The sequence below is a fragment of the Streptomyces sp. NPDC047974 genome (assembly GCF_040653375.1).
Classification (GTDB): domain Bacteria; phylum Actinomycetota; class Actinomycetes; order Streptomycetales; family Streptomycetaceae; genus Streptomyces.
In genome coordinates, this window is the sequence record NZ_JBEZNU010000021.1 from 25001 (window position 1) to 39044 (window position 14044).

9 protein-coding genes are annotated in these 14044 nt (G+C 74.1%); all 9 read left to right on the forward strand.

What is annotated here, in order from left to right; translation table 11 throughout:
- The first annotated feature begins 16 nt into the window (after positions 1 to 16).
- Positions 17 to 370, forward strand: coding sequence for an STAS domain-containing protein (locus AB0E19_RS26510; protein WP_030749286.1), 354 nt, complete (start codon positions 17 to 19; stop codon positions 368 to 370).
- Between the two features lie 13 nt (positions 371 to 383).
- Positions 384 to 842 (forward strand): ATP-binding protein, encoded by a 459-nt coding sequence (locus tag AB0E19_RS26515; RefSeq protein ID WP_362184695.1) that lies wholly within the window; start codon positions 384 to 386, stop codon positions 840 to 842.
- A 163-nt stretch (positions 843 to 1005) separates the two neighbouring features.
- The gene (locus AB0E19_RS26520; protein WP_362184696.1) at positions 1006 to 3339 is read left to right on the forward strand and encodes a sodium-translocating pyrophosphatase; all 2334 of its coding nucleotides are present in this window, start codon (positions 1006 to 1008) and stop codon (positions 3337 to 3339) included.
- A gap of 162 nt (positions 3340 to 3501) precedes the next feature.
- The gene (locus AB0E19_RS26525; protein WP_362184697.1) at positions 3502 to 4155 is read left to right on the forward strand and encodes a small secreted protein; all 654 of its coding nucleotides are present in this window, start codon (positions 3502 to 3504) and stop codon (positions 4153 to 4155) included.
- A 170-nt stretch (positions 4156 to 4325) separates the two neighbouring features.
- Positions 4326 to 5888 (forward strand): methyltransferase, encoded by a 1563-nt coding sequence (locus AB0E19_RS26530; protein ID WP_362184698.1) that lies wholly within the window; start codon positions 4326 to 4328, stop codon positions 5886 to 5888.
- Positions 5889 to 6038: 150 nt separating this feature from the next.
- Positions 6039 to 6236, forward strand: a complete 198-nt coding sequence (locus AB0E19_RS26535) for a hypothetical protein (RefSeq protein ID WP_360602464.1) — start codon at positions 6039 to 6041, stop codon at positions 6234 to 6236.
- A 214-nt stretch (positions 6237 to 6450) separates the two neighbouring features.
- Positions 6451 to 9297 (forward strand): type I DNA topoisomerase, encoded by a 2847-nt coding sequence (gene topA, locus AB0E19_RS26540; protein ID WP_362184699.1) that lies wholly within the window; start codon positions 6451 to 6453, stop codon positions 9295 to 9297.
- Between the two features lie 144 nt (positions 9298 to 9441).
- Positions 9442 to 12687, forward strand: a complete 3246-nt coding sequence (gene tmk / locus AB0E19_RS26545) for a dTMP kinase (protein WP_362184700.1) — start codon at positions 9442 to 9444, stop codon at positions 12685 to 12687.
- A gap of 62 nt (positions 12688 to 12749) precedes the next feature.
- Complete coding sequence (locus AB0E19_RS26550; protein ID WP_362184701.1) at positions 12750 to 13952, forward strand: DNA polymerase III subunit delta'; 1203 nt, start codon at positions 12750 to 12752, stop codon at positions 13950 to 13952.
- Positions 13953 to 14044: the final 92 nt, after the last annotated feature.

Below are 14044 nucleotides of genomic sequence, written 5' to 3' on the forward strand. Positions count from 1 at the left end.
AGGTGCTGGAGGATCCGTGGACCTGTCCCTGTCGACTCGCACTGTGCCCGGAGCTGGCGGCGACCGTACGGTCGTCGAGGTCGGTGGCGAGATTGATGTTTATACCGCGCCCAAGCTGCGCGAGCAGTTGGTCGAGTTGGTGAACGACGGCAGTTACCACCTGGTCGTCGACATGGAGGGAGTGGACTTCCTCGACTCCACCGGCCTCGGCGTGCTCGTGGGTGGCCTGAAGCGCGTGCGTGCGCACGAGGGTTCGCTGCGCCTGGTCTGCAACCAGGAGCGCATCCTCAAGATCTTCCGGATCACGGGCCTCACCAAGGTCTTCCCGATCCACACCTCGGTCGACGAGGCCGTCAACGCGGTCGACTGACCGGGGGGATCCCATGGCCACCGTTGAACTCCGCTTCAGCGCCCAGCCCGAGCACGTCCGCACGGCCCGCCTGGTGGCGGCCGCGGTCGCCCGCCGGGCCGGGGTGGACGAGGCGGTCCTCGACGAGGTGCGCCTCGCCGTCGGCGAGGCGTGTTCCCGCGCGGTCGGGCTGCACCGCCTCGGCGGCGTCACCACACCCATCCGGGTCGTGCTGACCGAGGAGGAGAAGACGTTCTCCATCGAGGTCGGCGACGAGGTGCCCGGTTCGGGCGCCGCCGCCGGTGTCCCCGGCGCGCGCGCCGAGGCCCCGGCGGAGGAGTCCGACGAGGCCGACGGCGAGGACGAGATGGGTCTCGCCGTGATCCGGGGGCTCGTCGACGACGTCGAGGTGACCGCCGGCGAGGACGGCGGCACCATCCGGATGACCTGGCCCACCTCCCCGGCGGAGGCGGACGCGGACGTCCTGTCCTGACCCCGCGCCCCCGGAGGCGTACCGGAAGAGGCTCTGCCCCAGCGGCAGGGCCTCTTCTGTTTTTCGTTCCGGGCCGCCGTTCCCGGGGCAATCGAAGGATTCCGGCGGGGTGCCATCCCTTCTATCCCTTTCGCCCCGCTTCTGCTGCCTATGATCCGTGCCCATGCACCCGGAACCGGAATTGGCCCAGGCCCCCGCCGCCCTCGCCGCGGCGGTGCTCACCAGCGGGAACCGGACGATCGTCGCCGTCATCGCCGGGGTCGCCCTCGCCGCACTGGTCACCGCCCGGCTCTTCGGCCGGCAGGTGCTCAAGGCCGACGAGGGCACCCCGGTGATGCGGCGGATCGCCGCCGCCGTGCAGGAGGGCGCCAACGCGTACCTCGCCCGCCAGCTGCGTACCATCGCGCTCTTCGCCGTCGTCGTCTTCCTCCTGCTCCTCGCCCTGCCCGCCGACTCCTGGTCGCAGCGGGCCGGCCGCTCGCTGTTCTTCCTGGTCGGGGCGTTGTTCTCGGCGGTCACCGGCTACGTGGGGATGCGGCTCGCGGTCCGGGCCAACGTCCGGGTCGCCGCCGCCGCGCGGGAGGCCGCCCCGGCCCCCGGCGAACCCGGCCGGGACCCCGTGGAGGCGGCCCACCGGGCCCTGCGCATCGCCTTCCGCACCGGCGGCGTCGTCGGCATGTGCACGGTCGGGCTCGGGCTGCTCGGCGCGGCCTGCGTCGTCCTCGTCTACGCCGCCGACGCCCCCAAGGTCCTGGAGGGCTTCGGCCTCGGCGCCGCCCTCATCGCCATGTTCATGAGGGTCGGCGGCGGCATCTTCACCAAGGCCGCCGACGTCGGCGCCGACCTCGTCGGCAAGGTCGAGAAGGGCATCCCCGAGGACGATCCGCGCAACGCCGCCACCATCGCCGACAACGTGGGCGACAACGTCGGCGACTGCGCGGGCATGGCCGCCGACCTCTTCGAGTCGTACGCCGTCACCCTGGTCGCCGCCCTGATCCTCGGCAAGGCCGCCTTCGGCGACCACGGCCTGGTCTTCCCGCTGGTCGTGCCCGCGATCGGCGTCCTCACCGCCGTCGTCGGCGTCCTCGCCGTCGCGCCCCGGCGCTCCGACCGCGGCGGGATGCGCGCCGTCGACCGGGGCTTCTTCGTCTCCGCCGTCGTCTCCCTCGCCCTCGTCGCCGTCGCCGCCTTCGTCTACCTGCCGTCCTCCTACGCCGACCTGGCCGGCGTCACCGTGCCCGGCCTGAACGAGCACGCCGGCGACCCCCGGGTCCTCGCCCTGGTCGCCGTCGCCATCGGGATCCTCCTCGCCGCGCTCATCCAGCGGCTCACCGGCTACTTCACCGAGACCGGCCGCCGCCCCGTCCAGGACATCGGCCGCTCCGCGCTCACCGGCCCCGCCACCGTCGTCCTCGCCGGCGTCGCCATCGGCCTGGAGTCCGCGGTGTACGCGGCGCTCCTCATCGCGCTCGCCGTCTACGGGGCCTTCCTGCTCGGCGGTGCCTCCGTGATGCTGGCGCTGTTCGCGGTCGCACTCGCCGGGACAGGGCTGCTCACCACGGTCGGCGTGATCGTCGCCATGGACACCTTCGGCCCGGTCGCCGACAACGCGCAGGGCATCGCCGAGATGTCCGGGGAGGTCGGCGGCGCCGGGGCGCAGGTCCTCACCGAGCTGGACGCCGTCGGCAACACCACCAAGGCGATCACCAAGGGCATCGCGATCGCGACCGCCGTCCTCGCCGCCGCCGCGCTCTTCGGCTCGTACCGCGACGCCATCGCCACCTCCGTCGCCGAGGTCGGCGCCAGGGCGGAGGAGTTGACACTCTCCATGGACATCTCGCAGCCCAACAACCTCGTCGGGCTGATCCTCGGCGCGGCCGTCGTCTTCCTCTTCTCCGGACTGGCCGTCAACGCGGTCTCACGGTCGGCCGGTTCGGTGGTCTACGAGGTGCGGCGGCAGTTCCGCGAGCACCCCGGGATCATGGACGGCACCGAGCTCCCCGAGTACGGGCGGGTCGTCGACATCTGCACCAAGGACGCGCTGCGGGAGCTCGCCACGCCCGGGCTGCTCGCCGTCACCGCCCCCGTCGCGGTCGGCTTCGCGCTCGGCGTCGGCCCGCTCGGCGCGTACCTCGCCGGGGCGATCGGCACCGGCGCGCTGATGGCGGTCTTCCTGGCCAACTCCGGCGGCGCCTGGGACAACGCCAAGAAGCTGGTCGAGGACGGCAACCACGGCGGCAAGGGCAGCCCGGCGCACGAGGCGACGGTGATCGGCGACACCGTCGGCGACCCGTTCAAGGACACCGCCGGGCCGGCGATCAATCCGCTCCTGAAGGTGATGAACCTGGTGGCGCTGCTGATCGCCCCGGCCGTGGTCCGCTTCGGCCACGGCGAGGACGCGAACGCCTGGGCGCGGGCCGGGATCGCCGTCCTCGCGCTGCTCGTGGTGGCCGTCGCGGTCCGCGCCTCCAAGCGCCGTCCGGTGGCCGTCGCCTGACGTGGCGTCCGTCTCATTTCCCGGACGCGCGGACCGCCCGGAGGCCGGGCGTCCCTTGGGTCAAACGGATTCAACACGGGAGGAATCCCTCGTACGAAAGGTGGAAGTCGTCCGCGCGGCGTGTATGTTCCGGGGCCGAGAGTCTTGGAAGGGACCGATCCGGTGAACAAGAAGCTTGCGGCAGCGCTGTCCGGCGGTGCGGTACTGGTGCTCGTGCTGTCCGGCTGCAGCGAGGACGAGGGCGACAAGGTCAACGACTGGGCCAAGTCGTTCTGCGACCAGGCCAAGCCGCAGATCCAGAAGCGGGCCGACGCCCACCAGATCATCATCTCGACCGCGGCCGACAGCCGTCCGGCGGAGATCCAGGCCGCCGACTCCAAGGCGTTCAAGGACATCGCGGACGCCGACCGGGCGCTGGCCAAGGCCGTGGAGAGCGCCGGCGTCCCGCCGATCGAGAACGGCGAGAAGGTCCAGAAGGACGTCATCGCGGAGCTCAACGCGACCGCCGTCGCCTACGACGGGCTGAAGAAGCAGGTCGACGCGCTGGACCCGACGAACCAGCAGAAGTTCGCCGAGGGGCTGAAGGACGTCGCCGACGGCCTCACCAAGATCGAGAAGATGGACCAGAACGCGCTGGCCAACCTGGAGAACGGCGAGCTGGGCCAGGCCATGGCCCAGCAGCCCGGCTGCCAGAAGCCGACCCCGTCGGTCCCGAAGACGCCGTCCGGCTCCGCCTCCCCGAAGGCGGGCGCCACGGCCACGCCCACCACCTCGGCCTCGCCGAAGGCGACGGCCTCCGCCTCCGCGGAGTCCTGACCCCCTCCGCGGAGTCCTGACCGCCTCCGCGGAGTTCTGGGCTCCGCGCCTCCGTACAGGCGTTCGCGGCGGCCGGCACCGGGCAGCCCGGTGCCGGCCGTCGGTCCGTCGGCGACGGGTCGCCCCTCGCCGGGCTGTCGTCGACCGGGATGCCGGGGGCGGACGTCACAATGGAGCACGTGAGTACGACCAGCCTGACCACCAGCCTCCCGGTGCCCGCGCACGCCGCCCGACTGCGCGAGGCCCTGCTCGCCGCGGACTTCACCGCCGACGGTCTCCTCGACCGGCTCGGCGCCCCCGCCTACGCGGCGCTCGCCCGCAGCGAGACCGTGCCCGCCCTGCGCGCCACCCGCGGCGACTCCCCGCTGGAGACCCTCGTCCGGCTCTTCCTGCTCCAGGAGTCCGTCGGGCCCGCCCGGGCCGCCGCCGCCCTCCCGCTGGCGGAGGCGCTGGCCGACGGCTGGGTGGTCGAGCGGGACGGTGCCGTCCGCGCGACCGTCGACGTGCGGCCGTACGGCGGACCGGAGGGCGAGGACTGGTTCATCGTCTCCGACCTGGGCTGCGCCGTCGGCGGCGCCGGCGGGATCGGCTCCAAGGAGGAGGGCGTCGTCCTCGGCGTCGGCGGCGCCTCCACCACCCTCGCCGGCATCACCGTCCGCACCCCGGTCGCCGCCGCCCTCGACCTCGGCACCGGTTCCGGCATCCAGGCCCTGCACGCCGCACGCCACGCCACCCTGGTCACCGCCACCGACCTCAACCCCCGGGCGCTGGACTTCACCCGGCTGACGCTCGCGCTCTCCGGGGCCCGCGAGGCCGAGCTCCTGGAGGGCTCGCTGTACGAGCCGGTGGACGGCGACACGTACGACCTGGTCGTCTCCAACCCGCCGTTCGTGATCTCCCCCGGCGCCGGGCTCACCTACCGGGACGGCGGGATGAGCGGCGACGACCTGTGCCGGACCCTCGTCCAGCAGGCCGGCGAACGGCTCAACGACGGGGGGTACGCGCAGTTCCTCGCCAACTGGCAGCACGTCGACGGCGAGGAGTGGCAGGACCGGCTCCGCTCCTGGGTGCCGCGCGGCTGCGACGCCTGGATCGTCCAGCGCGAGGTGCAGGACATCACCCAGTACACCGAGCTGTGGCTGCGGGACAGCGGCGACCACCGGGGCGACCCCGAGGCGTACCGGGCGGCGTACGACCGCTGGCTGGACGCCTTCGAGGCGAGCGGGACCAAGGCCATCGGCTTCGGCTGGATCACCCTGCGGCGCCACCCGGCGGTGGCCGCGGGCGAGGCCGAGCCGTCGATCGTGATCGAGGAGTGGCCGCACCCGGTGGAGCAGCCGCTCGGCCCGACGGTCAGCGCCCACTTCGAGCGCCAGGACTACCTGCGGACCCGCGACGACGCCGCTCTGCTCGCGGACAGCTTCACCCTCGCCCCCGAGGTGGTCCAGGAGCAGGTCGGGCTGCCCGGCGCCGAGGACCCCGAGCACGTCGTCCTGCGGCAGAACCGGGGCATGCGCCGCGCCACCCGGGTCGACCACGTGGGCGCCGGTTTCGCGGGCGTCTGCGACGGCTCCCTCAGCGCCGGCCGGATCCTCGACGCGATCGCCCAGCTCATGGGCGAGGACCCGGTGCTGCTGCGGGACCGCACCCCGCAGGCCATCCGGCTCCTCGTGGAGGAGGGCTTCCTCACCCCGGAGTCCCTCCTTCCGGAGGAGAAGCCGGCCTCGGAGTAGTCCGGCACTACCGGCCATCTTCGTGAAACCGGACGGCCCGGCCCGCGTCGTTCACCCGGAATTCGCGTCCGTGACGCCGGGAGGTGTCAGCCTCCCCTCGGGAGACACACTTCGCGCGGGACGGCGCCGGGACGGAAAGCGGGTACGGGCATGGAGAGCGGGCCGGCGATCTTCGCGGGGGCGGCGTTCACGCTGTTCGGAGGCGCGCTGCTGCTGTGGACGACCGTCCGGGTCCGGCAGGGCGAGCCGGTCGCGCTCGGCGTCGCGCCCCGCGCCGCCGCCGCCTTCGCGGGCCTCGCGGGGGCGCTCTTCCTCGCCCTCGGCCTCTGGTGCTTCGGCCGCGTCTGAGACCCGCCCCACAGTGAACCGCCCCGCCGGTCCGGCAGTCCGGGCGGCAGGAAGGGCAGGAGTCGGGTTACCGTTCGAGTGGCCGTTGCGGGCTTTCCCTGTTTGACACGGGGGCGGGTTGTACCGTCACACTCCGCAGCGACGCCAGCGTCACCGTGCGTGTCGCTGACGTGCGTGCCAGCGCAGACCGCGTCGACCGGAGAGAAGAGCGAAGTTGTCCCCGACCAGCGAGACCGCACACGGCGGCCGCCGACTCGTCATCGTCGAGTCGCCTGCCAAGGCGAAGACGATCAAGGGCTACCTCGGCCCCGGCTACGTCGTCGAGGCGAGCGTCGGGCACATCCGTGACCTCCCCAGCGGCGCCGCCGAGGTGCCGGAGAAGTACACCGGCGAGGTGCGCCGCCTCGGCGTCGACGTCGAGCACGACTTCCAGCCCATCTACGTCGTCAACGCCGACAAGAAGGCACAGGTCAAGAAGCTCAAGGACCTGCTCGCCGAGTCCGACGAGCTCTTCCTCGCCACCGATGAGGACCGCGAGGGCGAGGCCATCGCGTGGCACCTCCAGGAAGTCCTCAAGCCCAAGGTCCCCGTCCACCGGATGGTCTTCCACGAGATCACCAAGGACGCGATCCGCGAGGCCGTCGCCAACCCGCGCGAGCTGAACCAGCGCATGGTCGACGCCCAGGAGACCCGCCGCATCCTCGACCGGCTGTACGGCTACGAGGTCTCGCCGGTCCTGTGGAAGAAGGTCATGCCGAAGCTGTCGGCGGGCCGCGTGCAGTCCGTCGCCACCCGCCTCGTCGTCGAGCGCGAGCGCGAGCGCATCGCCTTCCGCTCCGCCGAGTACTGGGACCTCACCGGCACCTTCTCCACCGGCCGCACCGGTGACGCCTCCGACCCGTCCACGCTGGTCGCGCGCCTCGCCGCGGTCGACGGCAAGCGCGTCGCGCAGGGCCGTGACTTCGGCGCCGACGGCCGGCTGAAGAGCGACAGCGTGCTCCACCTCGACGAGGCGAACGCCCGCGCGCTCGCGGCCGCCCTCGCCGACACCCGCTTCGCCGTCCGCTCGGTCGAGTCGAAGCCGTACCGCCGCTCCCCGTACGCGCCCTTCCGCACCACCACCCTCCAGCAGGAGGCCAGCCGCAAGCTCGGCTTCGGCGCGAAGGCGACCATGCAGGTGGCGCAGAAGCTGTACGAGAACGGCTTCATCACCTACATGCGTACGGACTCCACCGTGCTCTCCGACACCGCGGTCGCCGCGGCCCGCGCCCAGGTGACGCAGCTCTACGGCGCCGACTACCTGCCGGAGAAGCCGCGCGTCTACGCGGGCAAGGTCAAGAACGCGCAGGAGGCGCACGAGGCGATCCGGCCTTCGGGTGATCGTTTCCGCACCCCGGCGGAGACCGGCCTCACCGGCGACCAGTTCAAGCTGTACGAGCTCATCTGGAAGCGGACCGTCGCCTCCCAGATGAAGGACGCCACCGGCAACTCGGTCACCGTCAAGATCGGCGGCACCTCCGCCGACGGCCGCGACGCCGAGTTCTCGGCCTCCGGCAAGACGATCACCTTCCACGGCTTCATGAAGGCCTACGTGGAGGGCGCCGACGACCCGAACGCCGAGCTCGACGACCGCGAGCGGCGCCTGCCGCAGGTCGCCGAGGGCGACGCGCTCGCCGCCGAGGAGATCACCGCCGACGGCCACGCCACCAAGCCGCCCGCCCGCTACACCGAGGCCACCCTGGTCAAGGAGCTGGAAGAGCGCGAGATCGGCCGCCCGTCGACGTACGCCTCGATCATCGGCACCATCCTCGACCGCGGCTACGTCTTCAAGAAGGGCACGGCTCTCGTGCCGTCCTTCCTCTCCTTCGCCGTGGTCAACCTCCTGGAGAAGCACTTCGGCCGGCTCGTCGACTACGACTTCACCGCGAAGATGGAGGACGACCTCGACCGCATCGCCCGCGGCGAGGCCCAGTCCGTGCCGTGGCTGAAGCGCTTCTACTTCGGCGAGGGCGAGGGGTCCGGCGGCGCCGCGGACGCCGGCAACGGCGACGGCGACCACCTCGGCGGCCTCAAGGAGCTCGTCACCGACCTCGGCGCCATCGACGCCCGCGAGATCTCGTCCTTCCCCGTCGGCGACGGCATCGTGCTCCGCGTCGGCCGCTACGGCGCCTACGTCGAGCGCGGCGAGCGGGAGCAGGAGGGCTACCAGAAGGCCGACGTCCCCGAGGACCTCGCGCCCGACGAGCTCACCGTGGCGTACGCGGAGGAGCTGCTCGCCAAGCCGAGCGGCGACTTCGAGCTCGGCACCGACCCGGTCAGCGGCCACCAGATCGTCGCCAAGGCCGGCCGGTACGGCCCGTACGTGACGGAGATCCTCCCCGAGGACACCCCGAAGACCGGCAAGAACGCGGTCAAGCCGCGCACCGCCTCCCTCTTCAAGGACATGTCCCTGGACACGGTCACCCTGGAGCAGGCCCTCCAGCTGATGTCCCTGCCGCGCGTGGTCGGCGCCGACGCCGAGGGCGTCGAGATCACCGCGCAGAACGGCCGGTACGGCCCGTACCTCAAGAAGGGCACCGACTCGCGGTCGCTGACCAGCGAGGACCAGCTCTTCAGCATCACGCTGGAGGAGGCCCTCGCGATCTACGCCCAGCCCAAGCAGCGTGGCCGGGCCGCCGCCAAGCCGCCGCTGAAGGAGCTCGGCACCGACCCCGTCAGCGAGAAGCCCGTGGTCGTCAAGGACGGCCGCTTCGGCCCGTACGTGACGGACGGCGAGACCAACGCGACCCTGCGCACCGGCGACAGCGTCGAGACGATCACGCCGGAGCGCGGCTACGAGCTGCTCGCCGAGAAGCGCGCCAAGGGACCGGCGAAGAAGACCGCCAAGAAGGCCCCGGCGAAGAAGACCGCGGCCAAGAAGACGGCGGCCAAGAAGACCGCCGCGAAGACCACGGCGGCGAAGACCACGGCGGCGAAGAAGACGACGGCGGCCAAGAAGACCACCGCCGCGAAGAAGACCACGGCCGCGGCCAAGAAGGCGGCGGCGGCCAAGCCGGAGTAGTCCGGGCGGGCCGGGAGCGGTCCGCCGGGCCGGAGCGGTCCGGGTGCGTCGCACGGGAGGAAGGGCGGGAGCGGTGCTCCCGCCCTTCCTACGTTTGTTCGGCCGAGGCCCCGGTGAGCCAGGCCGTCCGGATAGGGTGGACGGATGACGCGAGCAGAGCAGCCAGAGCTTCTGGGCGACTCCGAAGCCGCACCCGCCCCCGGCGCCGCCCCCGTCTTCGACGCGGCCCTCGTCGCGGATTCCCGGGAGCGCGCCGTGAAGGCCCTCGTACGCCACCAGCCGCTGCGCCGGCTGTGGAGCGCGCAGGTCGTCGGCGGCGTCGGCGACGCCCTCGCCCTCCTCGTCCTCGTCCTGCTCGGCCTCCAGGCCGCGCTCACCGAGGGCGCCTTCGGCGGCGGCTACCGGGGCGCCGCCTTCGCCGTCGCCGCCGTCGTCGGCGCCCGGCTGCTCGCCACCGTCCTCTTCGGCGCCGTCCTGCTCGGCCCGCTCACCACCCTGACCGCGCCCGGCGCCGCCCTCGACCGGCGGTGGACCATGATCGGCGCCGACGGGCTGCGGATCGCGCTCCTCGTCATCGCGCCCCTGTGGATCGACTGGACCCCCGGCAGCGCCCTGTGGTTCCTGCTCGGCACCGTCTTCCTGACCGGCGCCGCCGAGCGCCTCTGGACCGTCTGCCGCGACGGCGCCGCGCCCGCGCTGCTGCCCGCCGCGCCCGTCGAGGGCGACGCCGTCAGGCCGCTCCCCGACCACCTCGGCGCGCTGCGCACGCTCACCCAGCGCACCGCCTTCCTCGCCGTCCCGGCCGCCGCCGCCGTCCTGCTCGCCGCCACCCTGGTCGGCAACCTGCTCGGCTCCGGCATCGACTGGTTCACGCTCCACCAGGCCGCCCTCGGCTCGTACGTCGCCGCCGGCCTCTTCGCCGCCTCCGTCAGCGTCCTGGCCGCGATCACCCTGCCCGGCGGGCAGACCCCGCGCCCCCGCTCGCCCCTGGAGGGCCTGCGCCGCACCGGCACGGCCGACAAGGGCCGCACCGGAGCCGTACCGCTGCTCGTCCTGGCCTGCGCCACCGTCGCCGGCGCCATCGGCGCCGCCGCCTCGCTCGCCGCGCTGCACGCCGTCGACCTCGACGGCGGGCCCGTCACGTACGCGCTGCTCGTCCTCGCGCTCAGCGGCGCCACCGCCGTCGGCATCCGCACCGCCCGCTCCGTGCTCCCGGTGCTCTCCCGGCGCCGGCTGCTCGCCCTCGCCCTCGCCGTCACGGGCGTCGCCCTGATCGCCGTCGGCCTCGTGCCCGACACCGCGACCGTGCTGCTCCTCGCCGCGCTCGCCGGCTACGCGGCCGGGGTCGCCGCCCACACCGGACACACCCTCGTCGACCAGGAGACCGAGGAGCCGAGCCGGGAGCGCACCACCGCACACCTCCAGGCCACCGCGCGCGTCGGCATCGCCGTCGGCGCGCTCGCCGCGCCGCTGCTCGCCGCCGCGATCGGCCCGCACCGGCTCGTCTCCGACTCCGGGAAGTTCGTCTTCGACCACGGCGGCGCCGCCTTCACGCTCGCCCTCGTCGGCGCGCTGCTGCTGCCCGTCGCCGCGCTCGTCCTGGCCAAGACCGACGACCGCGCGGGCGTCCCGCTCCGCCGCGACCTGCGCGACGCGCTGCGCGGTGCCGACCCCGCCCAGGCCCCGGCCGCCACCGGCTTCTTCATCGCCCTGGAGGGCGGCGACGGCGCCGGCAAGTCCACCCAGGTCCAGGCGCTCGCCGACTGGATCCGCGCCAAGGGCCACGAGGTCGTCGTCACCCGCGAGCCCGGCGCCACCCCCATCGGCAAGCGGCTCCGCTCGATCCTGCTCGACGTCTCCTCCGCGGGCCTGTCGAACCGCGCCGAGGCGCTGCTGTACGCCGCCGACCGCGCCGAGCACGTCGACTCCCTGGTCCGGCCCGCCCTGGAGCGGGGCGCCATCGTCATCACCGACCGGTACATCGACTCGTCCGTCGCCTACCAGGGCGCGGGCCGCGACCTCTCGCCGACCGAGATCGCCCGCATCTCCCGCTGGGCGACCGGCGGCCTCGTCCCGAACCTGACCGTCCTCCTCGACGTCTCCCCGGAGACCGCCCGGGAGCGGTTCACCGAGGCGCCCGACCGGCTGGAGTCGGAGCCGCCCGAGTTCCACGCGCGCGTGCGGGCCGGTTTCCTCGCCCTCGCCGCCGCCGACCCCTCGCGCTACCTCGTGGTCGACGCCGGGCAGGAGCCCGAGGCCGTCACCACCGTCGTCCGCCACCGGCTCGACCGGATGCTGCCGCTCTCCGAGGCCGAGGTGAAGGCCGCGGAGGAGGCCCGGCGGAAGGCCGAGGAGGAGGCCCGGCGCAAGGCCGAGGAAGAGGCCGCCCGCAAGGCGGAGGAGGAGCGCCTGGAGCGCGAGCGCCAGGAGCAGCTCGCGAAGCTGCGCGCCGAGGAGGAGGAGCGCAAGCGCCGCGAGGAGGAAGAGGCCCGCAGGCTGGAGGCCGAGCGGCAGGCGGAGGAGGCCCGGCGCAAGGCCGAGGAGGCCCGGATCGCCGCCGAGGAGGAGGCCCGCCGGCGCGCGGCCGAGGAGAAGGCCCGCCGCGAGGAGGAGGAACGCCTCCGCAAGCAGGCGGAGGAGGAGGCCCGGCTCCGCGCCGAGGCCGAGGCGCTCCGCCAGGAGAAGCAGCGCAAGGCCGAGGAGGCCCTGCTCCGTGCGGAGGAGGCCCGCCGGGCCGCGGCCGCCGCGGCCGCCGCGAAGGCGGCCGAGGAGGCGGCGGCGCGGGCCGCCGCGGAGCGCGCCGCGGCCGAGGCGGAGGCAGTGGAGCGGAAGGCCGCCGCCGAGCGCGCGGCCGCCGAGCGTGCGGCGGCGCGGAAGGCCGCCGCCGAGCGGGCCGCCGCCGAGCGTGCCGCGGCCGAGGCGTCGGCCGCCGAGGTCACCGTCGAGACTCCGGTCGTGAACCTCGGCAAGGACCCCGTCCCGGCGAAGGACCCCGCCCGGGCCGGGGACCCGAGGGCCCCGAAGGGCGCCGTCTCGCCGAACGAGGTCACCGTGGCGACGCCGGTCGTCCGGCCGGAGGACCCGCGCCGGCCCGAGGCCGAGACCGCGGTCCTGCCGCAGATCGGCGACCGCGGCGTCGACGAGACCGCCGTGCTCCCGCCCGTACGGGACGCGCGGCCGGCGGCGGACCCGGCGGACCGGGTGCCGCAGGACTTCTTCCGCGACGGGACCGGCGCGGAGGGGTCGAACGACGTCACCCGCGAGCTGCCCCAGCTCGACGACACCGGTCGGCCGCGCCGCCGCTCGGACTGGGCGGAGGAGACCCCGCTGGACGACCTGCCGACCCTCGCCGACGAGCTCTTCGGCGACTACGAGGACCGGGAGGACTAGGCCGGACCGGGTTGTCGGTCCACTGCCCCACAATGGAGGACGTACCTTCAGGAGGGGCAGACATGGCCGTATGGGACGACCTGGTCGGACAGGAGCGGGTCGGGGCGCAGCTCACCGCCGCCGCACGGGACGCCGACGCGCTGGTCACCGCCCAGGCCGCGGGCGAGCCCGCCCCGGAGGCGTCGAAGATGACGCACGCCTGGCTCTTCACCGGCCCGCCCGGCGCGGGCCGGGTCGACGCCGCCCGCGCCTTCGCGGCGGCCCTCCAGTGCGTCAGCCCGGACCGGGCGCTCGGCGGGGCGCCGGGCTGCGGCTTCTGCACCGGCTGCCACACGGTCCTCGTCGGCACGCACGCCGACGTGACGACGGTCGCCGCCGTCGGCACCGAGATCCTCGTCAAGGACATGCGCGACACCGTCCGCAAGTCCTTCACCTCCCCGGCCAACGGCCGGTGGCAGATCATCCTCGTCACCGACGCCGAGCGGCTCAACGAGAAGTCGGCCAACGCCGTCCTGAAGGCCGTCGAGGAGCCGGCCCCCCGCACGGTCTGGCTGCTCTGCGCGCCCTCCGTCGAGGACGTGCTGCCGACGATCCGCTCCCGCTGCCGCCACCTGACCCTGCGCACCCCGCCGGTCGAGGCCGTCGCGGACGTGCTGATCCGGCGCGACGGCATCGAGCCGGAGCTCGCCCACGCGTCCGCCCGCGCCACCCAGGGCCACGTCGACCGGGCCCGCCGGCTCGCCACGGACGAGCGGGCCAGAGCCCGCCGCGCCGTCGTCCTGAAACTGCCGCTGCGGGTGGCGGACATCGGCGGCTGCCTGAAGGCCGCGCAGGAGCTGGTGGACGCGGCGGCGGAGGACGCGAAGCAGGTCGCCGAGGAGGTCGACACCAAGGAGACCGAGGAGCTGAAGGCGGCGCTGGGGGCCGTCCAGGGCGGGCGGATGCCGCGCGGCACCGCCGGCTTGATGAAGGAGCTGGAGGAGAAGCAGAAGCGCCGCGGCCGCCGCACCCAGCTCGACAGCCTGGACCTCGCCCTCACCGACCTGACCGGCTTCTACCGGGACGTACTGACGCTCCAGCTGGCCACGGGCTCCGCGCTGGCCAACGAGGACGTGCGGGACGCGGTGGAGCGGATCGCCCGCGCCACCACCCCGGAGCGGACCCTGCGCCGGGTGGAGGCCGTCCTCGCCTGCCGCGGGGCCCTGGAGCGGAACGTGGCGCCGCTGCTCGCGGTCGAGGCGATGACGATGGCGCTCCGCGACTGAATGCGGACGCCCCCGCGACCGACCCGGGCGTCCGTGCCCGACAGGGGGCCGGGCACGACCCGGGGGCCGGGCCCGGCTCCTGCGGGGGCCGG